Annotated in this window: 23 protein-coding genes and 1 other annotated feature; of the genes, 21 read left to right on the top strand and 2 right to left on the bottom strand. The window is 45.7% G+C overall.

Going from position 1 to position 21,247, the window contains the following annotated elements; genetic code table 11:
* Positions 1 to 45 precede the first annotated feature (45 nt).
* From G9G53_RS09105 to G9G53_RS09085, 5 genes are all read left to right on the top strand, one after another.
* The gene (locus tag G9G53_RS09105) at positions 46 to 789 is read left to right on the top strand and encodes a nucleoside recognition domain-containing protein (RefSeq protein ID WP_029517310.1); all 744 of its coding nucleotides are present in this window, start codon (positions 46 to 48) and stop codon (positions 787 to 789) included.
* 7 nt (positions 790 to 796) lie between these two features.
* Positions 797 to 1,327, top strand: a complete 531-nt coding sequence (locus tag G9G53_RS09100; protein ID WP_013310760.1) for a spore maturation protein — start codon at positions 797 to 799, stop codon at positions 1,325 to 1,327.
* A 78-nt stretch (positions 1,328 to 1,405) separates the two neighbouring features.
* Positions 1,406 to 2,164, top strand: coding sequence for a pseudouridine synthase (locus G9G53_RS09095; protein WP_023989197.1), 759 nt, complete (start codon positions 1,406 to 1,408; stop codon positions 2,162 to 2,164).
* Positions 2,165 to 2,273: 109 nt separating this feature from the next.
* Positions 2,274 to 2,990: a response regulator transcription factor gene (locus G9G53_RS09090; protein ID WP_029517311.1), complete on the top strand. Its 717-nt coding sequence runs from the start codon at positions 2,274 to 2,276 to the stop codon at positions 2,988 to 2,990.
* 1 nt (position 2,991) lies between these two features.
* Positions 2,992 to 4,434 carry an ATP-binding protein gene (locus G9G53_RS09085; protein WP_165147015.1) on the top strand — a complete coding sequence of 481 codons (1,443 nt, stop codon included), beginning with the start codon at positions 2,992 to 2,994 and terminating at the stop codon, positions 4,432 to 4,434.
* Between the two features lie 218 nt (positions 4,435 to 4,652).
* On the opposite strand, the gene serA is transcribed toward G9G53_RS09085, so the two are convergent.
* On the bottom strand, positions 4,653 to 6,245 hold the full coding sequence (gene serA, locus G9G53_RS09080; protein WP_013310756.1) for a phosphoglycerate dehydrogenase: 1,593 nt from the start codon (positions 6,243 to 6,245) through the stop codon (positions 4,653 to 4,655).
* 261 nt (positions 6,246 to 6,506) lie between these two features.
* Positions 6,507 to 6,756 (bottom strand) — a binding site (T-box leader).
* 185 nt (positions 6,757 to 6,941) lie between these two features.
* On the opposite strand from serA, the gene G9G53_RS09075 reads away from it, so the two are divergent.
* Both G9G53_RS09075 and G9G53_RS09070 read left to right on the top strand, forming a co-directional pair.
* Complete coding sequence (locus G9G53_RS09075; RefSeq protein ID WP_165147012.1) at positions 6,942 to 7,529, top strand: type II CAAX endopeptidase family protein; 588 nt, start codon at positions 6,942 to 6,944, stop codon at positions 7,527 to 7,529.
* Positions 7,526 to 7,867, top strand: coding sequence for a hypothetical protein (locus tag G9G53_RS09070; RefSeq protein WP_029517314.1), 342 nt, complete (start codon positions 7,526 to 7,528; stop codon positions 7,865 to 7,867). The genes G9G53_RS09075 and G9G53_RS09070 overlap by 4 nt, the downstream gene beginning before the upstream one ends.
* A gap of 142 nt (positions 7,868 to 8,009) precedes the next feature.
* Here the strand turns inward: G9G53_RS09070 and G9G53_RS09065 are convergent, their stop codons facing one another.
* Positions 8,010 to 8,933 (bottom strand): polysaccharide deacetylase family protein, encoded by a 924-nt coding sequence (locus tag G9G53_RS09065; protein WP_029517315.1) that lies wholly within the window; start codon positions 8,931 to 8,933, stop codon positions 8,010 to 8,012.
* Between the two features lie 94 nt (positions 8,934 to 9,027).
* Here G9G53_RS09065 and G9G53_RS09060 point away from each other — a divergent pair, with 94 nt between their 5' ends.
* The 14 genes from G9G53_RS09060 to G9G53_RS08995 all read left to right on the top strand — a co-directional run bounded on the left by G9G53_RS09060 (position 9,028) and on the right by G9G53_RS08995 (position 21,031).
* On the top strand, positions 9,028 to 9,405 hold the full coding sequence (locus G9G53_RS09060; RefSeq protein ID WP_029517316.1) for a hypothetical protein: 378 nt from the start codon (positions 9,028 to 9,030) through the stop codon (positions 9,403 to 9,405).
* Between the two features lie 197 nt (positions 9,406 to 9,602).
* Positions 9,603 to 10,217, top strand: a complete 615-nt coding sequence (locus G9G53_RS09055) for a genetic competence negative regulator (protein ID WP_013310751.1) — start codon at positions 9,603 to 9,605, stop codon at positions 10,215 to 10,217.
* A gap of 86 nt (positions 10,218 to 10,303) precedes the next feature.
* The gene (prsW, locus tag G9G53_RS09050; RefSeq protein ID WP_165147009.1) at positions 10,304 to 10,999 is read left to right on the top strand and encodes a glutamic-type intramembrane protease PrsW; all 696 of its coding nucleotides are present in this window, start codon (positions 10,304 to 10,306) and stop codon (positions 10,997 to 10,999) included.
* Positions 11,000 to 11,263: 264 nt separating this feature from the next.
* Positions 11,264 to 12,649, top strand: a complete 1,386-nt coding sequence (gene ypeB / locus G9G53_RS09045) for a germination protein YpeB (RefSeq protein ID WP_029517318.1) — start codon at positions 11,264 to 11,266, stop codon at positions 12,647 to 12,649.
* 165 nt (positions 12,650 to 12,814) lie between these two features.
* A complete protein-coding gene (locus G9G53_RS09040) occupies positions 12,815 to 13,474 on the top strand; it encodes a flagellar brake protein (protein ID WP_029517319.1) in 660 nt (219 codons plus the stop codon).
* A 129-nt stretch (positions 13,475 to 13,603) separates the two neighbouring features.
* Positions 13,604 to 14,311 carry a (d)CMP kinase gene (gene cmk, locus G9G53_RS09035; protein WP_165147006.1) on the top strand — a complete coding sequence of 236 codons (708 nt, stop codon included), beginning with the start codon at positions 13,604 to 13,606 and terminating at the stop codon, positions 14,309 to 14,311.
* On the top strand, positions 14,308 to 14,901 hold the full coding sequence (locus tag G9G53_RS09030; RefSeq protein WP_029517321.1) for a lysophospholipid acyltransferase family protein: 594 nt from the start codon (positions 14,308 to 14,310) through the stop codon (positions 14,899 to 14,901). Before cmk ends, G9G53_RS09030 begins: the two co-directional genes overlap by 4 nt.
* Before the next feature lie 120 nt (positions 14,902 to 15,021).
* Positions 15,022 to 16,248 (top strand): 30S ribosomal protein S1, encoded by a 1,227-nt coding sequence (gene rpsA / locus G9G53_RS09025; RefSeq protein ID WP_029517322.1) that lies wholly within the window; start codon positions 15,022 to 15,024, stop codon positions 16,246 to 16,248.
* Positions 16,249 to 16,395: 147 nt separating this feature from the next.
* Complete coding sequence (der, locus tag G9G53_RS09020; RefSeq protein ID WP_013310744.1) at positions 16,396 to 17,718, top strand: ribosome biogenesis GTPase Der; 1,323 nt, start codon at positions 16,396 to 16,398, stop codon at positions 17,716 to 17,718.
* Between the two features lie 11 nt (positions 17,719 to 17,729).
* A complete protein-coding gene (gene plsY, locus G9G53_RS09015) occupies positions 17,730 to 18,338 on the top strand; it encodes a glycerol-3-phosphate 1-O-acyltransferase PlsY (RefSeq protein WP_029517323.1) in 609 nt (202 codons plus the stop codon).
* A complete protein-coding gene (locus G9G53_RS09010) occupies positions 18,331 to 19,371 on the top strand; it encodes an NAD(P)H-dependent glycerol-3-phosphate dehydrogenase (RefSeq protein ID WP_029517324.1) in 1,041 nt (346 codons plus the stop codon). Before plsY ends, G9G53_RS09010 begins: the two co-directional genes overlap by 8 nt.
* Before the next feature lie 166 nt (positions 19,372 to 19,537).
* Positions 19,538 to 19,813 (top strand): stage VI sporulation protein F, encoded by a 276-nt coding sequence (locus G9G53_RS09005; RefSeq protein WP_013310741.1) that lies wholly within the window; start codon positions 19,538 to 19,540, stop codon positions 19,811 to 19,813.
* Positions 19,814 to 19,990: 177 nt separating this feature from the next.
* Positions 19,991 to 20,641: a hypothetical protein gene (locus tag G9G53_RS09000; protein ID WP_023989184.1), complete on the top strand. Its 651-nt coding sequence runs from the start codon at positions 19,991 to 19,993 to the stop codon at positions 20,639 to 20,641.
* 39 nt (positions 20,642 to 20,680) lie between these two features.
* Positions 20,681 to 21,031, top strand: coding sequence for a 2Fe-2S iron-sulfur cluster-binding protein (locus G9G53_RS08995; RefSeq protein WP_029517325.1), 351 nt, complete (start codon positions 20,681 to 20,683; stop codon positions 21,029 to 21,031).
* Positions 21,032 to 21,247: the final 216 nt, after the last annotated feature.

Below are 21,247 nucleotides of genomic sequence, written 5' to 3'. Positions count from 1 at the left end.
ATAGAGCTGTACGTGTCACATCATTGGGAAAAGGAGGAATCAGCCATGATTCATCTCATATGGGTGGCTTTGATTTGTATTGGATTTGTATTTGCTGCCGCGCAGGGAAATATTGAGGTGGTGACGAAAGCGGCTTTTGACGGGGCAACTACGGGGGTTACAGTGTGCTTTGGACTGATAAGTGTGCTGGTGTTCTGGATGGGCATGATGCGGCTGGCTGAAGATGGCGGGCTCTTACAGAAAATATCCAAGCTTCTTTCTCCTTTAGTTGCCTTTCTCTTCCCTGATGTTCCGCGTAATCATCCCGCTATGGGTTACATTCTGTCCAATATGAGCGCCAATCTGCTGGGCCTGGGGAATGCAGCCACACCGATGGGAATCAAGGCGATGCAAGAGCTGCAGACGCTCAATCCAGATAAGCAAACCGCCACACCAGCCATGTGTACGCTTCTCGCCCTGAATACAGCCAGTATTACGCTTATTCCTACGACGTTGATCGCAATACGGCTAAATTTTCATTCCGCACATCCGGCAGAAATCGTCGGTACGACACTGGTAGCGACCGCAATAGCCACCTTTGCTGCAATTGCGGCGGATCGTTGGTACCGTAGTCGAGAATTGCGCCGCCGTCCTCCGGCGATTCCGCCGTCCCAGTCATCCTTGGCGCCACTCGCCCCACCAGCACCAACATCTGCTGCCTCTTCAACTACGTTGCCCGCATCTTTACCTGCCGTTCCGCGAACGGGAATCACGGCTGCCAAGGGCAGGGACACCACTTGGAAAGGATGAGGGAGGCATGCTTAATTTTATAAACCTCGTATCGACTTGGGCCATTCCGGTTATTCTCGCTTTTATTCCTTTATATGCATATGCTAAAAAGGTCCCTGTCTACGATTCTTTTGTGGATGGAGCCAAAGACGGATTTTCTACCGCCATCAGCATTATTCCTCATCTCGTAGGCATGATGGTGGCGATTAGCATTTTTCGAGCATCCGGCGCCTTGGACTATTTGATCTCTTGGGTTACCCCTTGGATTAAACACTGGGGTGTACCGGGCGAGGTATTGCCTTTAGGCTTGCTTCGTCCATTGACGGGCACTGGTTCACTTGCGTTTACGACGGATCTAATTCGCACCTATGGCCCGGATTCCATGATCGGTCGGATCGCTTCAACGATTCAGGGCAGCACAGACACGACGCTATATGTGCTAACTGTATATTTTGGTGCGGTAGGTATCCGCAATGGACGGTATGCTTTGAAGGTAGGACTATTTTCAGATGTGGTTGGTTTTGTGGCAGCCATTGCGATTTGCCTGCTTGTATTTTAATTTCTGCATCGTTTTTTGAACGGGGGTTGTGATTTTGCTCATGGATGGGTATCATTAGCATGAGGTGAATTAGCGAACATGGAAAGATTGCAGAAAATATTGGCCCAAGCGGGTGTAGCTTCCAGACGTAAATGTGAGGAGCTTATTCAGGCGGGTAGCGTGGAAGTGAACGGGGTTGTCGTAACTGAACTGGGAACGAAGGCAGACCCTGATCAAGATATGATTACGGTAAAGGGACGCCCGATCAAAACCGAGAAAAAAATCTATTTGATGATGAACAAACCTAAAGGGGTCATTACGAGCGCTTCCGATCCGGAAGGCCGTAAAATCGTGTCAGACTATCTGAAAGGCGTTAAGGAACGCGTATATCCGGTGGGACGTCTCGATTACGACACCGAAGGACTGCTGTTGCTCACCAATGATGGCGAGTTCGCCAATCTGCTGACCCATCCCAAGCATCATGTGCCCAAGACATATGTGGCAACAGTCAAAGGCGTTCCACATGGTACTGAGCTGGACAAGCTGAAAAAGGGAATCGTGCTGGAAGATGGCATTACTGCACCAGCCGAGGTAGAATATAAAGATGTAGATCCGAATGGTAAGGAGTCTGTGATCCAGATTACCATTTATGAAGGCAGAAATCGCCAAGTAAGACGGATGTTTGAGGCCATTTCACACCCAGTCATCAGACTCAAGCGGATAGCCTTCGGAGATCTTTTGCTACAAAACTTGAAGCGCGGTCTGACCAGACCCCTAACCAAGGACGAAATCAACCGTCTCATTCAACTTGCCAAATCAGACAACACGAAAAAGAAACGGACAGGACGGGGGTCATAACCCCGGCCTTTTTGGTGTAAAGAGACTGTTGGATGAGAGTAAAGTTTGACCAAGCACGGGAAAATAGTAAAATAGAGAGAATGCTTTTTTTAGCGAAGGGGCTGGGAATATGTCAGAACAAAGCAACCGCATATTAATTGTAGATGATGAAGAACGCATTCGACGCCTTCTGCGGATGTATCTGGAAAAAGAAGGATATGCAATTGACGAAGCTGAGGATGGCGAGATTGCCCTCCAAAAAGCGACTGCAAGCGATTACAGCATTATTTTGCTCGATGTGATGCTTCCAGGGATGGATGGGATTGAGGTGTGTACACGGCTGCGTCAGACCAAAGCTACACCTGTGATTATGCTGACTGCCAAAGGCGAGGAAGTGAACCGTGTACAAGGCTTTGAAGTCGGAGCTGATGATTATGTGGTTAAGCCCTTTAGCCCGCGAGAAGTCATTTACCGGGTGAAGGCGATTTTACGCCGTTCGTCGGAAACTGCCTTTTTAACGAAAGAAGCGGTACCCAGCAATAGTATTGTTTTTCCGAATCTTATCATTGAGCATGATGCGCACCGGGTAACTGCGGGTGGGATTGAAATCAGTCTCACGCCTAAAGAGTACGAGCTGTTGCATTATTTGGCGGTGTCACCAGATAAAGTCTTCTCACGCGAAGAACTGCTGAAAGACGTTTGGAATTACGAATTTTTTGGTGACCTGCGCACTGTGGATACGCATGTGAAACGGCTTCGTGAAAAGCTGAATAAGGTATCGCCAGAGGCAGCCGCTATGATTACGACCGTGTGGGGCGTAGGTTATAAGCTGGAGGTTCCAAAATAACGTGAACTTCTGGAGATCGCTGGTAGGCAAGCTGTGGATCACCATCATTTGCCTTGTAGGCTCTGTGCTTATTTTTCTAGGGCTTTTTTTATTGCCGTACATCAACAGAAATTTTGCGGCATATGAATCAACGGAAATCAAGCATTTGTTCACCTATACATGTATAGTCGGATTTTTATTGACGACCTTTTTTGCCCTATTTCTTTTTACTAAAATCACACAGCCTATGCAGCTGTTGATTCAGGCGGCGAATGCCATTCGTGAAGGAAGGTATGATACTCGGCTTTCGCTGGTGACCAGTGATGAAATTGGAGAACTGGCGAAAACTTTTAATCATATGTCTACGGAACTGGAAGCAACGATCCGCAGTCTGAATGAGGAGAAAAACCATTTATCCAGCGTACTGCGAAGCATGTCTGATGCAGTAATCACCTTCGACAGAAGCGGACAAATCATCTTGACGAATCCGCCGGCACAAAGTTTGCTGAATATCTGGGAAAAGCTGGATTGGCAGGAACGTGATCTGGAGGAGTTTGGAGCTTCTGTACCTGAGCCTTTGCAGTCTCTGTTCCATACCGTTATGGACAGGGGAGAGGATGTCGGAGACTATATCCATGTCAAGAAGGGTTCCTGGTCGGTGCAGATGGCGCCTCTGTATACGGATAATGCAATCCGCGGTGCAGTAGCTGTGCTTAGAGATATTACGGAAGAAGTGAAGCTAGAGAAGATGCGGAGCGATTTTGTGGCCAACGTATCTCATGAAATCCGTACACCTTTATCTATGATGCAGGGCTACAGTGAGGCGTTGCTGGATGGTATGGCGGGTTCACCAGAAGAATCCGATGAACTGGTGCAGGTCATCCATGATGAGTCATTACGCATGGGAAGGTTAGTCAAGGATCTGCTTGATCTGGCCCGAATGGAGGCTGGTCATACAGACATGCACCGACAGGAAGTGGATGTGAACGAGTTGATCGAGCGTGTTCACCGTAAATTTACGGTACGATCAAAGGAACAGGGACTGACACTCGATTACCATGAGCATGGCCAGCGTTTGTTGCTGCCTGAGGCAGATGAAGACCGGTTGGAACAGGTATTGACCAATTTGCTAGATAATGCATTTAGACACACACCCGGCGGGAAAAAGGTTACTATTGCGGCGGATCGAATTTTGGGAGAACGGCATGAGTTAATCCGTATTCGGATTAAGGATGAAGGTGTAGGCATTGCCAGCGAGGATCTACCTTATATTTTCGACCGCTTTTACAAGGCAGATAAAGCCAGAGTACGTGGTGAGGATAAAGGGACTGGCTTGGGGCTTGCTATTGTCAAGAATATTGTAGAGGCTCACGGAGGCTCTGTCTCTGCTGCCAGCGTATTGGGGGAAGGGACGGAATTTACTATTTTGCTGCCTATCTCCAGCAAAACTAAGCTGGGTCTGTAACAGGCTTATAAGCCCAATCTGATATCCCCCGGTTTGCAGGCATCCTCGGAAGAGGGTGCTTTTTGTTGAAAAATCAACATTTATCTTGTTCAACGTGGAACATCCTGTTTCAAAATGATTACTCACATGATAGATAACTCGGTATAAGAAAAAGACGCCTGGGTAGCCAGGCGCCTCTCTTTATTATAAAACCATGGACCTCTCAATAGGGTCTGGAACTAATCTAGCACTACTTCTTGGGCAGTATTTAGTTCTGGCAAACCAACGAGTTGAATCAGTACGTCTTTCGGCACGGCTTTATCGACGGTCAGGATCATGATAGCTTCTCCGCCGACAATTTTACGCCCTACTTGCATAGAAGCGATATTGACGCCGTTCTCCCCAAGCAAGGTGCCGACACGACCGATAATGCCTGGTTTATCATTGTGCGAGATGAGCAGGAAATGAGCTTCCGGTGCCACGTCTACTGGGAACTGGTTCAACCTAACAATACGTTCGCCATAGCCTGCCAGCAGGGTGCCAGATACACGTTGCTCTTCGCCGCTCTGCGTTTTGAGTGTAACGGTAATCAGGTTGGTAAAACCCTTGGTGGCGGGCGCCTGAGATACGACAAGATGGATGTCACGTGTTTTGGCCAGATGTACAGAGTTTACAATGTTCACATCGCTGCCCAGATGACGGCTAAGTACGCCTTTCAAAATATACCGTGTCAGCGGCTGTGTATCCACAGAGGACAAATCGCCAGCGTAATCTACCTGAATTTCACGTACAGCCTGATTCGTGATCTGAGCGGCAAAGCTGCCCAGCTTCTCTCCAAGCGAGAAATATGGCTGCAATTGCGTCATGACGTTGGATGGTACTGGAGGCATGTTGACCGCATTTTTAAAAGGCTCATCACGCAAAATATGCAGCACTTGCTCGGACACGTCGATAGCTACATTCTCCTGAGCTTCGACAGTCGAGGCACCCAGATGTGGTGTAACGATAATTTTCGGGTGGCTCAGGAATGGGTGGTCCTGTGCTGGCGGCTCTGACTCAAATACGTCAAAAGCTGCACCGGCAACGATACCTTCATCAATGGCTTCAACAAGAGCCATTTCATCGATAACTCCGCCCCGGGCACAGTTGATAATGCGCATTCCTTTTTTCATCACTTCAAACTGTGGACGAGCAATCATATGTTTCGTTTCCGGTGTTAATGGTGTGTGTACGGTCATAAAATCTGCGTTGCGGATAATTTCATCCACGCTCGCAAGCTTAATGCCCAGCTTCTCAGCGCGTTCTTCCGTTAGAAATGGATCATAGCCGAGGATACTCATGCCAAATGCTTTGGCACGTTTAGCCACCTCACTGCCGATACGTCCCATGCCGAGGACTCCAAGTGTTTTGTTACGCAGTTCGACACCGAGGAATGTTTTACGATCCCATGTACCGCCAATGGTTTTGGCATATGCCTGTGGAATATGACGTGCTAGAGCCATCATCATCGCAAAAGTGTGCTCACATGTCGTAATCGTGTTGCCGTCAGGAGCGTTAATAACGATAATCCCGCGTTGTGTTGCTGCTTCGAGGTCGATGTTATCCACTCCGACCCCAGCTCGCCCTACAACCTTGAGGTTCTTACCTGCCGTCATGATGCGTTCGGTTACCCGAGTTTGGCTTCGAACGAGTAATGCGTCATAGTCACCAATAATTTGAACCAATTCATCCTCGCTGAGACCTGTGTTCTTGTCCACCGTGACATCGTCTGCATCCATCAGTTGCTGGATGCCCAGGTCACTGATTGGATCGGATACTAACACTTTAAACATTTGGTTTCCTCCTCAAAGTTAACTTCTTTTATGGACAGGATGCACTTCAAACTGAAATACATTCCATAAAGAACATGAAAAAACTTGAAATGCTTCTAAAAGTACAGGAGAGCGGTGTGAAATACTAGTGTGATAACGCATTGACGCAGAAAAGGGATGGAATAGCATTATGCACCAAACTAACGACCAAAAGTCTTATGCGGAGACGCTTTGCGGTTTTCGGGCATCAAAAAAACCCCCGAATCACATACTATCTCCATAGTAAGGGACGAGAGTTATCGTGGTACCACCCTAATTCGCAGCCATTTCGCAATGGACTGCCTTCAGCGGTCATAAAATGACCGAAAGGATAACGGTTTTCTGCCGATTGCATCTAATGCCGGGAAATATTCCCCAGACCTCGGTGCAATAACTCAGGAGCGCTGAAAGTAGTTACTTCGTCACCGGCTTCCACCCAAGCACCGGTTCTCTGAGGACGAAATCAATACCTTTTCTCCATCATTGTTGTTGTCGCTAATAATTTTTTCATAATGTATCATGGCTTACATGGGCATGTCAATAGGACATGCGACATGTGAGGATAGCAGGCTAGATATATAGCTACAGAATGCGGAAAATTAAGATTTAAGTCTTCTTGAATCCGCCCGACTTTTTGGCTATGATGCTAAAGAAGACTATGCAGAGGACTAACTAACTATGAAAAAGCTTAAAGTGAAATGGAAAAGAGCGCAAATTCATGAATTGAACGACCGCTTGCTGCTTTACAATTTGTATCTAACTCAGGGGCTGACCCTGCTGATTGGCGCAATCTGGATATTTTTTCAGAAAAGAAATTTGTTAGAACTATTTGCATTGCCGAACACTCTGCACGTCTTATGGTGGGGATTGGGATTGGCCGCCGCTATGTTACTTGTGGATCTGTTGCTATCCCGGATTATGCCTGAGGATGCTATGGATGACGGTGGTATTAACCAAATGCTATTTCAAAATCGTCCGGTTTGGCATATTATTTGTATAGCAGCTATCGTTTCTATCTGTGAGGAACTCTTGTTCAGAGGTGCGATTCAGTACAGCATTGGTCCTTATTGGACAAGCATTTTATTTGCGGTGATTCATATCCGATATTTACGGCATTGGATTCCCACTGGCTGGGTTTTTGTTAGCAGTTATGGATTGGGCTACATATATGTGCAGACCGGTAGTCTGTGGGCACCGATCATTTGTCATTTTGTGATTGACCTTATATCTGGTTTAGCGTTACGTTTTCGGAGGTATGAAGAATGAATCAGGAACTTAGCAGAGTGCAGACCTATGGTAGCCGTCGAAATGGTCGCAAAGGCAAGGAAGAGGACAGGTCAAAATCTAAACCAGTTCGCTCCCGTGCTTCACGGCCCGTGCCAGAATTGGCTCACGTTGCCGCTGCACCAGAAGTTGCTGTGACGATGGAGGGTGACACTCCTGCCAGTGAGTACCGAACGCGGGCAGAAATGTTTCCGTCCCGCCGTATTCGGGTAAGCAAGTGGTTTTTAAATTTTTTGAGCACTCTTTTTGTGCTGATTACTGCAGCATTACTGTGGTGGGGCGTCAAGGGTGCACCACCCATCAGTGAAATGCTTTGGTAATATAAAGTTATTATGGACGTCTGTGCTTAGGTCAAGGCGCGTAATGATACGGCGAAAAAGCCTCCATCTCCACATGAATAACGGAGAATGGAGGCCTTTATTGCATCATCTATAGTTAATCCGGAGTATACGCAAGTGTCTACTAGCTAGCAGGAACCTCAATCCCTTGCGGATCGACAAATTGGTAACCCTTTTGCTCAAGGCGCGTCAATAGACTGTCCAGCGCCTCAGCTGTCCATGGCAGTTCGTGCATCAAGATATTGCTGCCTGGATGAAGTTGTTCTGTTACATTTTTGAGAAGTGCCTCCGTTTTATTAGGCTGATTCTTTTTCATTGTCCAGTCCAGAGAACCGACGGACCATGTCATGTATAGGAGACCGTTTTCCTTAGCGACCTTGCGACCTACGTCCCCGCCTGCACCATGAGGGGGGCGGAAGAAGACGGGGGCTTGGCCTGTAATGTCCTTAACAGCTTTTTGTACCGTTTCAATCTGTTTTTTGACCTCGGGCTCAGATTTATTCTTCAGCACGATGTGATCCCAGCTATGGTTGCCGATGGGCTGTCCACGGTCATGGATAAGCTTAAGCAACTCAGGATGCTTTTTTACACGGTAACCGTTTACGAAGAAAATTGCTTTCGCTTTGTGTTTGTCCAGTACATCTATGATTTTGTTAATCATGGCTGCTTCCTTAGGACCATCATCAAAGGTCAATAACACGACTTTTTTTTCGGTACCTTGTTGGTCAGGGATTACATTGTAAGCTTTGTCCAAGTGATACATTTTGTTATTGATAGTTGCAGATGTCGCAGCTCCTGTTTCGTTGCTTTCGCTGGTTTTATCATTTTGTGCATTGGTTTTATCCGCTGAGTTATGTTCATCACTGCCTGCTTGCTTACTGCTGTTTTTTGGGGAAGAGACGTTGCTCTGATCTTTGGCGCTGTTACTTGAGTCAGACGCTACCGAATCCTGCTGGTTGCTTGTTGCCGCAGATTCAGGCTTGGTTGCAGTGCAAGCACTAAGCAGCAGACATGCGGTGAACAAAATGGCTGCTGTTTTTGTACCCATTATTTCATCTCACCTTCCTGTATTTTATACCGTATGAGTTTGTCACTACTGACGAACACTATGCTTGATTCTACCACAAAGGGAGGTTCTAATTGTGAAAACATCTTCATTTTTCCTGGGAATCGTTTTGGGCGCTGTCGCAAGCTCTATGATCTCCCGTAACCGCAACATGTTGGGCTTATCTATGGACATAGGTGGAAAAAAAGGCGGCAATTTAGTGCAGCAAGCCCGTACTAAAATGATGGACGCGGCATTCCCCGGGATGGGCGAGATTACGCTCAATAAAGAAGACACCCATAAGGATCAAGACCATCATTCACAAACAGATAAAACCGCTTATAACGCCCATACTGCCAAGAACAAAGAAGAGAATATGAAGTTGATTAAAGACTTCATCAGCACAAGTCCCGATGTTAAACGTGAGGTCGAGCAAATTTTGAAAGAAACTCATACAGCCGTACCGGGATTGTAACCCAGAAACCTTTATTCCGAATCATTTTGCGGCTTTTTTGTAAAAGCCGTTCAAATGATTCTTTTTTTTATCTTTTTATTGCGTGCATTTACGATTATAAAATGATAACATGATTACATAGAACCATTTTCATCACAGGCATCATAATTGCATCATAATCTGTTAATAACACTCGGCTGCCAGGAGGAGGGTCCAGTATGAAAATAGAAAGATTAAGTCAGGACAAGATACGGATTTTCCTTACCTTTGACGATTTGAGCGAACGCGGTATTCAAAAAGACGATATGTGGCAAGAAATTCCTAGAGTTCATGAGCTGTTTACCGAAATGATGGATCAGGCATACAGTGAGCTGGGCTTCGACGCCACGGGACCGTTAGCTGTCGAAGTCTTTGCGCTTCCTGCTCAAGGAATGGTTGTTATCGTCACTCGGGGTAAATACGACCATCAACAGTATGGTTCGGGTCCCGATGAGGAGCTTCCAGAGGAAGTCTACGAAATGGAAGTCACGTTGGAGCATAGTGATTCCATCGTTTATGCGTTTAGCGATTTCGAAGTACTCATAGAAGCGGCTCATATGCTTCGTAGCAACACTACGGAAGCAGGTAAGCTGTATCATTATAGAGGAAAATGGATTCTGCATTTGGAACCAGAAGAAGTAGAGGAGTCCAAGCTTGCCGCTTTAATCGCGGTTCTTGCTGAATTTGGAGAAGGCTCATCCGTTACACCAGCTATGTTGGAAGAGTACGGCAAACTGGTCATTCCTGAACAGGCAGTTGCTGTCATCTGCACTCATTTTGACAGCCGTTCTTGATTCGTTTTATCAAAAGTGATATTGAAGTGAATTTGTCGGCTCTGCGCTGAAAGCAGAGCCGACTCATTTTTATGGAGGGATGATCGGTGCTTCTGTTTTCAGTTATAGCGGCAGCCACAGCGCCGGGTCTCGCCTTATTGATGTATTTTTACTTGAAGGACAGGTATGATTCGGAGCCACTGCACATGGTTATTAAAGTGTTTTTGCTCGGCTTTTTGGTGGTTCTTCCTGTCATGATTTTTCAACGAGGGCTGCTGCTTTGGCTAGGGGATCACACGTTAATCCAGGCGTTCGGCATTTCAGCCGGAGTGGAAGAGTTTTTTAAATGGTTTCTGTTGTATCACATCATCTATAATCATACCGAGTTCGACGAGCCTTATGATGGTATTTTGTATGCGGCCGCAGTCTCACTCGGATTTGCAACGGTTGAAAATCTGTTATATGCCTGGGCGGGCCATGCTTCGGTTAGCATGATGCTGATGAGATCATTGCTACCGGTATCCGGTCATGCGATGTTTGGCGTAATGATGGGCTACTACATGGGGAAGGCCAAGTTTTCAGAAGGCTTGAGGAGCAAATACATGTTGCTGCTGTCATTGGTGCTTCCATGGTTCTGGCACGGAGTATACGATTTGATTTTAACGAAATTTTCGCATGACTGGATCTGGTTTATCATTCCACTTATGGCCTTTCTATGGTATGGAGGAATGGCGAAGATCAGTCGGGCTAATAACCGTTCTCCTTTTCGTTTGTTAAAACGGGAAGAAAAGGTTAACATGTAACAAAATGGGACACACTGATCTGACAAACCTGTTAGAGAAAGAGGTGTCTTTTTTTGCGTATAAAAGTTAGAATTCATTGTAAAAGATGCGGAGAACGCTTTGTGCTGAGAGGACGCATAGAGCAAGGACAGATTCAGACCGGCTTTAAACGCTGTATTTGCGATAACTGTGAGTTTATTGTTGAAGTCATGGAAAACCATGCATAAGAGAGCTTTCTTCTTGTCACACTATCGGTAGTGTACTTGAAGAAAGGAGACTCCCAATATGTATAAGCGACTTAGTTCCGTATTGTTCCCGGTGGTTACCCTGATGATGATAGGAGCATTTGTGTGGGGTTATCAGCAAAGCCAGATGAGAAAAGAGGTGTCTCTTCAGGCAAATAGCATGTCGATAAAAGCGGAAAATCAATACCAGCGTGCGTTTCACGATTTGTCGTTTCATATGGATCAGCTGCATTCTCAACTCGGTAACGCGGTTGCTGTCCATAATACTTCACACGCGATGCACCGCAAATGTTTGATGAACGTGTGGAGGATTACAAGTGAGGCTCAAAATGAGGTTAATCAGTTGCCCCTCAATGTAATGCCTTTTAATCATGCTAAAGATTTGCTGTCACATCTATCTGCATTTTCGTATCAGACCGCTGTCCGTGATCTGGATCACGAGCCCTTAAACGAGAAAGAAATTTCGAACCTGAAAACGTTGTATAACAATTCCAAAGAAATTTCGAAAAACATGCAGGAAGTGCAGCAGAAAGTCATTAGCAAAAATTTGCGCTGGACGGATGTGGATATGGCGGCAGGTTCTCAAACTGGGCCGAAGGACAACACCATTATTGATGGCTTTAAAACCGTGGACAAAAAGGTGGAAAACTATAAAGAGCTGGATTGGGGACCGTCTGTAGCCAGCATCTATGATAAACGCTCTGTGAAAAAATTGAGTCTCCCGCCAGTAAATGCAGAACAAATTAAACAAAATGCTGCTGAATTTACAGGAAAACCGGAAAGTCAGATCAGGGTGAACGAAAACGGTAAAGGAACGGAATGGGCATCTTATACAGCTACCCTGCTAAATAAGAAGCAGCCTGTGGCCAGTATGGATTTTACGAAAAAAGGCGGCAAGCTTATTTCTTATCATGACATGAGGGCAGTAGGTCCTAAAAAAGCAACACGTAATGAAGCGATTCGCTATGCTAGTGAATACCTTGAACAAAAAGGTTACAAAGACATGAAGCCCGTTGCGTATGATGAAAGCGGGAATTTAGCTAACATTACATTTGTGAGCCAACAAGGGGATGTGATTATCTATCCAGAAAAAATCGCAGTCAGATCAGGCCTTGATAACGGACAAGTGATCGGTTTTCAAGCCAGTGATTATGTGTATGAGCATAGTCATCTCCGCCGCATACCGCAAGCGAAATTGAATTTGAATGCAGCACGAGCAAAATTGAATCCTGAGTTTCGTGAAACTTACCACCGTAAAGCCTTAATTGAAAATGAACTTTCGAATGAAGTTCTCTGTTATGAATTTGGTGGTAAAATCAATGGTTCCGTTTACCGGATATACATTAACGCCAATACGGGGATGGAAGAAACGATTGAAGAGGTTAAAGATTCAGATGAACCTCAGGTTACTGCAAGTAATGTCTAGTTAATTACATGAAAATGAATCAATAGTCACTCTAAACCTCCTTCATAAAGGAGGTTTTTTGTGCTTTAGTCATAGATCAAACAAATATTATGCTTAATATAGGCACAAAGTCGTGGTATTATATACCTTAATTAGAGCTTTTAATGGACAAGGATGGTGGATCATTTGTTTCCCAAAATTAATGATGTGTTATACATACAAGTGGCAGGTACTGACCATAAGGACGAGATTTTTGAATTTAAGTCTCGTATTGCAGAAGAGGAGTCACAGAACTTTTTAATTGAAATTCCTATGTCACAAACAAGTGGGCATTTGAAAAAATTGTTTCTAGGGGAAGAACTGTCTATATTTTTTTTGAGCGAGGGTGGGATTAAAAATTATTTTAATACCCACGTTACGGGTTTCAAAGAGGATATCCTCCGGATGATTCGTATCCACAAACCTGCTCCAGACAGCATCAGCAAAATTCAGCGTCGAAACTTTCTTCGGGTTAAGGCCAACTTGGAAATTGCTGTAAAGCATGGTGCGAACGAGTCCAGATTTGTAGCAGAGACACATGATGTAGGAGGTGGGGGTGTTTCTTTTCACACCCAGGGAACTCATCATCTTGAAGAAGGAGAATCATTGTCTTGCTGGATTTTAGTTCCATATAAAAACGGTACTCAGGAGCATGTTCCGTTCCAATCTGAAATTGTGCGCATTCAGCAGATGGAAAACGGTCGCAAACTCATTATGCTGAAATATGAGGAAATCGCTGATCAGGAGCGTCAAAAACTGATTAAATATTGCTTTGAAAGACAGCTGGAATTCCGGGGGAAATCTTAATCATCCGAAATTTTTCTTTTTTAGTAAACCTGTCGCTTATTTTGCATCGCCTATAAATGTGTGGTATAATTTTCACGTCGCAGGCAATGCCTGCTTTTTTCTTGAGGTTAGGTTAGGAGGAATTCCCTGTTGGCAAGGCAACATGTATCTTCAATTAACAAAATAAATGTAGCCATTGATGGACCTGCTGGTGCAGGGAAAAGTACAGTGGCCCGCTTGGTGGCGAAAACACTTTCTTATGTATATGTAGATACTGGAGCCATGTACCGAGCAGCAACGTGGTACATGATGCGTAAGGAAATTCCTGCAGAAAATGTACAAAAAGTGCTTCAACATGTACCTGAGCTGGTGATTGAATTAGTACCGGACCCCACAGGCCAAAAGGTTTATTGTAACGGGGAAGATGTAACCACTGTGATCCGTTCGATGGAAGTGACTAGCAACGTGTCACAGTATTCAAGTGTTGCTGGTTTACGGACACGTTTGACTGAAAACCAGCGTGAGATGGCTGCACGCAAGGGTGTCGTTATGGATGGTCGCGATATTGGAACAACTGTACTTCCCGATGCGGAAGTCAAGGTGTTCATGACCGCAAGTGTTCAGGAACGTGCCTCCCGCCGTTTTAAAGAACTGAGCGAAACTGATGATATCACTCTGGAGCAACTGGAACGTGACATTGCGGCACGTGACAAGCTTGACGAGGAGAGGGAGGTATCTCCGCTTCGTTGCAGTGAGGACGCCATCGTGCTCGATACGACCCAAATGGGCATTCAGGATGTCGTTGATATGATCGTATCTTATTGCTTAACGGAGAAGGATGGAGAGATCAGCCAATGATATATACTGTATGCGCCAGTATTTTGCGTCTCATTTACCGCGTTCTGTTTAGACTTGAGGCGGTAGGCAGGGAAAATGTTCCTGCTGAGGGTGGAGTGCTGTTGTGTTCTAATCATATTAGTAATCTTGACCCTCCTACAGTTGGTATTTTGCTGAAAAGAAAGGTTCACTTTATGGCAAAAGCCGAGCTGTTTAATGTTCCTGTACTGGGTCCACTAATTGGGAAACTGGGAGCTTTTCCAGTCAAACGTGGCGGTGTAAGTAAGGAATCCATTAAGTTGGCATTGAACATTTTGCGTGATGGTAAGGTTATGGGAATCTTTCCCGAAGGTTCCAGAGGAGCTGGGGGAATCGGTAAAAAGGGTGCTGCAAGCTTTGCGCTACGCAGTGGAGCGGCTGCCGTTCCGGTCGCCATTATTGGTGATTACAAGCTTTTCCGTAAAACGAAAGTGTTATACGGTAAACCTGTCAATTTGGAAGCTTACCAAAAGGGTGCCGATATCGAAGGAGATCCACTTGAACTGGCAACAGAAGCAATTATGTCTCGTATTCGCACGATGAAGGAAACGGGTAAGCCTACGAATAACTGAAAGGCTTGTATGAATTGTGTCTAAGCTCGGAAAACTAGAACAAAAGTTTATTTATGTTTTGAACTCTGCCATGCGCAGGTTTAAATAAATGGTTTTTTTTGAATTGAGGAGGGTATTGACATGTCGGAAGAAATTAAAAATCAAGAAGCTGCTGAAGCGGCAAATCAAGACGAGCTCGATCAAATCGTCTCCCTGAAAAAAGGTGACACCGTTAAGGGTACAATCGTGAAATTGGAAGATAACCAAGCGGTAGTAAGCATTGGATATAAATACGATGGAATTATTCCAATTCGCGAGTTGTCTTCTGGTCTGGATAACGCAGAAGAAGCAGTACAAGTAGGCCAAGAGGTTGAAGCTAGAATTATCAGCATTGACGATGGCAAGGAAAAACTTGTTCTGTCCAAACGTGCAATCGACAGTGAAAATGCTTGGGAAAAGTTGGAGCAACTGTTCGAAAGCAAAGAAGTATTTGAAGTCGTTGTAAATGATGTCGTTAAAGGCGGCATCGTGGTAGACGTGGGTCTGCGCGGATTTATCCCTGCATCCATGGTAGAACGTCACTTCGTAGAAGATTTCAGTGATTACAAAGGCCGCACATTGCGTGTTGTTGTAAAAGAACTGGATCGTGAAAATAACAAAGTGATTCTTTCTCAAAAAGACGTTCTGGAAGCAGAATTCGAAGCCAACAAGCTTAAAGTAATGGCTGAGCTGAAAGAAGGCCAAGAAATCGTAGGTACGGTTCAACGTCTTACTCAGTTCGGTGCTTTCGTAGATGTTGGCGGCGTGGATGGTCTTGTTCACGTATCTGAAATTGCTTGGACTCATGTCGATAAGCCTTCTGATGCAGTTTCTGAAGGAGACCAAGTGAAAGTAAAAGTCTTGAAAGTAGATCCTGAAAAAGGAAAAATCAGCCTGAGCATGAAAGCTGCACAGCCTGGTCCTTGGGAATCGGCTGCTGGACAATTCAACAACAATGACATCGTAACAGGTGTTGTAAAACGTCTGGTTAACTTCGGCGCATTCGTTGAAATCGCTCCTGGCGTGGAAGGTTTGGTTCATATTTCCCAAATTTCCCACAAACACATTGGAACTCCACAAGAAGTTCTGGAAGAAGGGCAAGAAGTGAAAGTTAAAATTCTTGAAATGAATCCTTCCGAAAAACGTGTTAGCCTGAGCATTAAAGAAACTGAGGAAGCTCCTGAAGCTGCTCCTAAAGCAGAAAGAGCACCACGTGCATCTCGTGCACCTCGTGAGGAACTGAATAATCCTAACGTTTCCCTCAATAATTCCGGTCTGAGCATCACGCTCGGCGAGCGTTTTGGCGATAAGCTGAACAAATTTAAATGAGTTTAAATCAATACATTTTATAATATGCATAACGTACACCATCGGCGGACCCAGAGGGTTCGCCGATTGTTGTTACGTGACCATATCGCCAATAGGTATGTTTTTTGCTATGATGATAGCGGAAGAATTGACAGGAGGAGTGAATTTATGGCAAGACCCGTTGTGGCTATCGTTGGTCGTCCGAATGTGGGCAAGTCCACTATTTTTAATCGGATAATCGGGGATCGTTTGTCCATCGTGGAAGATAAACCCGGAATCACTCGTGACCGTATATACGGTATATCGGAGTGGAATGGTAAATCCTTCAGTATTATTGACACCGGCGGCATTGAGATTGATGGTGAGGATGTCATTTTAAAATCCATCCGTATGCAGGCCGAACTTGCAATAGAAGAAGCAGATGTAATTGTATTTATGAGTGATGCGAAAGCAGGAATTACACAGTCAGATGAAGAGGTTGCTCAAATGCTATATCGTTCGGGTAAACCGATCATCGTAGCTGTCAACAAGGTGGACAACCTCAGTCGCGCCGATCTGATTTATGAGTTTTATTCTTATGGATTTGGTGATCCAATCGCTGTTTCTGGTAGCCATGGTACAGGGATAGGCGATCTGCTAGATGCCATTACATCCAATTTGCCTGAGCTGGAAGAAGATCACTATGATGAAGACGTTATTCGTGTTGCCTTGATCGGCCGCCCGAATGTAGGTAAGTCTTCACTGGTTAACGCCATTCTGGGAGAAGAGCGGGTTATCGTTAGTGACATTGCAGGTACGACACGTGATGCAATTGATACACCTTTTGAAAAAGACGGTCAAAAGTATGTACTGATTGATACGGCAGGTATGCGTAAACGTGGCAAGGTATATGAAACGACCGAAAAATATAGTGTAATGCGTGCCATGCGTGCTATTGAGCGTGCAGATGTTGTATTGGTCGTTATTAACGGCGAGGAAGGCATCATTGAACAGGATAAGCACATTGCTGGCTATGCTTATGAAGCGGGTAAAGCATCGCTGTTTGTCGTTAACAAATGGGATGTCGTGGACAAGGACGACAAAACGATGCATCAGTTTGAAACGAAAATTCGCGATCACTTTTTGTTTATGACATATGCTCCGATTGTGTTCTTGTCTGCAAAAACGAAGCAACGCCTGCAAAAGCTGCTTCCTGTTGTACAGCATGTGGCACAGCAGCATGTGTTGCGTATTCAGACACATTTACTGAATGATGTAATTTCCGATGCGGTTGCCATCAATCCTCCACCAACAGACAAGGGACGTCGTCTGCGCATTAACTATGTGACCCAGGTTGCTGTTAAGCCGCCTACGATGGTTGTATTCGTAAACGATCCAGAAATAATGCACTTCTCGTATGAGCGTTATCTGGAGAACAAAATCCGCGCCGCCTTCAATTTTGAAGGAACTCCAATTCGAATCTTTACACGGCGCAAGTCTGACGAAAGTTAGGAGCGAATAGGTTGATTTTACAAATCGTTGCCATCGTACTCAGTTACTTGCTTGGCTCTGTCAGCTTTAGTTTGCTGTATGGAAAATTAAAAGGAATCGACATTCGCCAACATGGGAGCGGCAATGCCGGTGCGACGAATACGCTGCGTGTGCTTGGAAAAGGCCCAGCTATTCTGGTACTGCTGCTGGACGTTCTTAAAGGGGTTATTGCGGTACTAATAGGGCACTGGTTAGGTGGGGAATCATCCTGGGTACCGGGTTTGTGCGGCATTGCGGCGATTGCGGGCCATAACTGGCCGGTATATTTTCACTTTCGTGGAGGAAAAGGTATTGCGACTGCTATTGGTGTATTGGCATCGCTTGCCTTACTGCCCGCACTATATGCCGGAATCATTGCGATACTTGCAATTGTAATGACTCGTTACGTATCCCTTGGATCACTCATATTTGTCATTTTGACCCCTTGGATATTACTCGTGCTTGGTTTTGCATGGCCGTTATTCTGGACGGCTCTAATCATTTGTCTGTTCGCTGTGTGGAGACACCGTACCAACATAGTCAAGTTGGTACGGGGGAATGAGAATAAGCTTGGCTCCAAAGGAGGAGATCGTCTTGTCTGAGAAAATAGCTGTGCTGGTCGCGGGGAGTTGGGGAACAGCCCTGGCTTCCGTTCTTGCGGCCAATAACAACGATGTCTCTGTCTGGACGAGAAACGAGCAGCAAGCAGCTGAAATCAATGAGAAGCATACAAATGAGCATTATTTACCGGGCTCTATTTTGTCTGATCGCATTTCAGCTACAACTGATATGCAGACTGCGGTATCTGGTGCTAAAGCAGTGATAATCGTATCTCCTTCTGCTGCTGCTCGTCAGGTAGCACGTAGTCTGAAAGCTCATTTTAGCAAGGATATGCTGGTAGTGCATGCCATTAAAGGTTTTGAAACAGAAACGCTTAAACGTATGTCCACGGTGATCTCGGAAGAACTGGAAGTCGCGGAGGGCGATATTGCCGTGCTGTCTGGTCCGAGTCATGCGGAAGAAGTGGTGAGGAAATGTCCTACAACGGTCGTTGTAGCTTCCTCCAATGAGCAGGCTGCACAGGCTGCTCAGGGGCTGTTCATGAACTCCTATTTCCGTGTCTATACAAACCGCGATTTGCTCGGTGTGGAACTGTCCGGGGCGCTAAAAAACATTATCGCATTGGGTGCGGGAATGTCAGATGGGCTTGGTTTCGGTGATAATGCCAAAGCAGCTTTATTGACCCGTGGGTTGGCTGAAATTACCCGTGCCGGAGTTGAGATGGGGGCTAATCCATTAACCTTTGCCGGCCTAGCTGGTATTGGCGATCTAGTGGTCACGGCAACGAGCCGTCACAGTCGCAACTGGCGTGCAGGGTCACTATTAGGACAGGGCCAACAGCTTGATGATGTGCTGGAATCTATGGGCATGGTCGTAGAGGGGATTCGAACGACAAAAGCGGCATACGCCATCTCTCAAAAATTAGGTGTTCAGATGCCTATTACAGAGGTACTGTATGGAGTACTGTTTGAAGGACGTGACGTCCGTAAGGCCGTTGAGGCGCTGATGGGTCGCGACCCTAAGACCGAGATGGAAGTCATGCCACTTCAGACTTGGGAGCAATGGCATTCTTAAAGGCTCAGATGAGCTTTAATAATATAAAGGCTGTCTCATGGTAGATTTTTTCTATAATGAGATAGCCTTTTTTAGTTAGGCGTTTGGCATGTCTTATGTACGCTTAATCACCTTTTGTCTCCGCCACTCATAGACTGAGTTGAGCAATGGCGGAGGAGGGGAGATTATGAATAAAAACTTTCCGAAAGATGCATTGAAGGCCATTAACAAAAAAGGCGGCAAAAACATATCCGAAAATGCAGTGAAAAAGCTGGCAGGCACGGTAAAGGCGGACACGCTTCAAAGCGAAGCGCAACTGCGTCAGCTTATCAAGCAAGTGTCTGCGATGGCCAACATTCCGGTGTCGGAAGATACAGTAAGGGATATTGTTGGTGCCGTCAAAAAGAGCGGAATGAATCCTTCCAATATGGAAGCGTTGATGAAAATGATGATGAAAAAATAGACCGCTGGCCGCACGCCAGTTAGTATTATTCACCGTGGACCGGGAAGGTTCGCGGTTTTTTTATATTTTGGAGTGGGTAACCGCTTTTACAGTACACAAAATATCGAACTGCCCTGTCGAACATGTTATAATGATGCCCATCAGGAAACGGAAGGAAAGACAGCAAAGGAGGAAACAATGTTGAAGGAGGCAATATCATCGGTGTTAGTAGACAGGCTTCCTCACAATCTGGCAGTTGCGCTGAGTAGCTTGGCTGAGAACTGGTCAACAGTGTCGGTTCCGTGGATGCTAGGCGGGAGTTGTTCACTACTTGTACATGAAGTTGAACTGGATCGCCTGCCTCGGGACATTGATATTTATGCGGATATTCATGCAGCAAAGCAACTTCATGCGCACCCCCTGGGTATAAGTATAGATCGACAGCAGGTTGATCGTAGCGGCTCTTACGTTTCATTACTGAGCCACTATGATCTGGAGGGATTTCCAGTCGAGTTGGTGGGGGGATTTGAAGTATTATGTGACGGAGCGTTATACCGCTTAGAGATCGAGCGACTACTTTGGTCGGCTGGTGTTCAGCTTGAGCTGGGGAGTGCTTCACTGCGTCTGATGCCGCTCAGTCATGAACTTTTATTCAATATATTGCGAAATCGACCCGACCGATATAAAGCGATTGCAGAAGTCATGAAGCGCGACCCGCGACGTCATATAATTGTACTGAAGCAGCTACTAGTCAGTAATATTTGGAATGAGGAGCAATTGGACAAGCTTGTAGAACTTCTGCCTTGGCCAGAGTTGCACTCCGTCATCCAGATGGGCAATGAAGTATAAGTTGTGTGTGTTAGGAGAAAGACAACTGGAGGACTATTCATGAATGTGCAGATTACGTTTAGGCCGTCAGGTAGGCGCGTACAGGTCGGTCAGGGTACGTCATTGCTTCAGGCTGCTCGTAAAGCGGGTGTATATATCCCCACTCGTTGTGACGGAAAAGCAGCCTGTCTGATGTGTAAGGTACAAATATCACCGGAATGGGCTGAATTTGCAGACCAACCCAGAGATGCAGAGCAGCGTAAGCTGGGGCCTTTACTGGATGAAGGAATGCGCTTATCCTGCCAGGCACGTGTCCAAGGCGATATGGAGGTAACCATACCGGAGGATAGGCTCAAGGCGGCTATCAGACGGCAACTGGAGCGTCAGGCGCTGGATGATGAACTGTGGTAATGCCGATTATATCAGGAGAATAGAAAAAGGATGTTTCCGACGACTCTAAACGGTCAGGAGAAACATCCTTTTTTTATTTAATCTAGCGACGAAGTCATGGGAGAGTCTTGCCCCGCATATATTAGGTGAGTGGAACCAAACGTAAAATATCGTTTCTGCAATGATCGCTCTGTCGTAATCTATTTTTCAAAAAACTAAACATATTTTACGGAGGGG

Source organism: Paenibacillus sp. EKM206P (assembly GCF_011066155.1).
Lineage (GTDB): Bacteria > Bacillota > Bacilli > Paenibacillales > Paenibacillaceae > Paenibacillus > Paenibacillus polymyxa_D.
The sequence above is the reverse complement of the archived record's forward strand: the minus strand, read 5'-3'. Positions and strand labels throughout refer to the sequence as shown.

What these genes read in the sequence shown, in the direction of transcription:
- G9G53_RS09105 (WP_029517310.1), top strand. Translation starts at nt 46, where the DNA reads ATGATTCATCTCATATGGGTGGCTTTGATTTGTATTGGATTTGTATTT.
- G9G53_RS09100 (WP_013310760.1), top strand. Translation starts at nt 797, where the DNA reads ATGCTTAATTTTATAAACCTCGTATCGACTTGGGCCATTCCGGTTATT.
- G9G53_RS09095 (WP_023989197.1), top strand. Translation starts at nt 1,406, where the DNA reads ATGGAAAGATTGCAGAAAATATTGGCCCAAGCGGGTGTAGCTTCCAGA.
- G9G53_RS09090 (WP_029517311.1), top strand. Translation starts at nt 2,274, where the DNA reads ATGTCAGAACAAAGCAACCGCATATTAATTGTAGATGATGAAGAACGC.
- serA (WP_013310756.1), bottom strand. Translation starts at nt 6,245, where the DNA reads ATGTTTAAAGTGTTAGTATCCGATCCAATCAGTGACCTGGGCATCCAG.
- G9G53_RS09075 (WP_165147012.1), top strand. Translation starts at nt 6,942, where the DNA reads ATGAAAAAGCTTAAAGTGAAATGGAAAAGAGCGCAAATTCATGAATTG.
- G9G53_RS09070 (WP_029517314.1), top strand. Translation starts at nt 7,526, where the DNA reads ATGAATCAGGAACTTAGCAGAGTGCAGACCTATGGTAGCCGTCGAAAT.
- G9G53_RS09065 (WP_029517315.1), bottom strand. Translation starts at nt 8,933, where the DNA reads ATGGGTACAAAAACAGCAGCCATTTTGTTCACCGCATGTCTGCTGCTT.
- G9G53_RS09055 (WP_013310751.1), top strand. Translation starts at nt 9,603, where the DNA reads ATGAAAATAGAAAGATTAAGTCAGGACAAGATACGGATTTTCCTTACC.
- ypeB (WP_029517318.1), top strand. Translation starts at nt 11,264, where the DNA reads ATGTATAAGCGACTTAGTTCCGTATTGTTCCCGGTGGTTACCCTGATG.
- G9G53_RS09030 (WP_029517321.1), top strand. Translation starts at nt 14,308, where the DNA reads ATGATATATACTGTATGCGCCAGTATTTTGCGTCTCATTTACCGCGTT.
- rpsA (WP_029517322.1), top strand. Translation starts at nt 15,022, where the DNA reads ATGTCGGAAGAAATTAAAAATCAAGAAGCTGCTGAAGCGGCAAATCAA.
- der (WP_013310744.1), top strand. Translation starts at nt 16,396, where the DNA reads ATGGCAAGACCCGTTGTGGCTATCGTTGGTCGTCCGAATGTGGGCAAG.
- G9G53_RS09005 (WP_013310741.1), top strand. Translation starts at nt 19,538, where the DNA reads ATGAATAAAAACTTTCCGAAAGATGCATTGAAGGCCATTAACAAAAAA.
- G9G53_RS09000 (WP_023989184.1), top strand. Translation starts at nt 19,991, where the DNA reads ATGTTGAAGGAGGCAATATCATCGGTGTTAGTAGACAGGCTTCCTCAC.
- G9G53_RS08995 (WP_029517325.1), top strand. Translation starts at nt 20,681, where the DNA reads ATGAATGTGCAGATTACGTTTAGGCCGTCAGGTAGGCGCGTACAGGTC.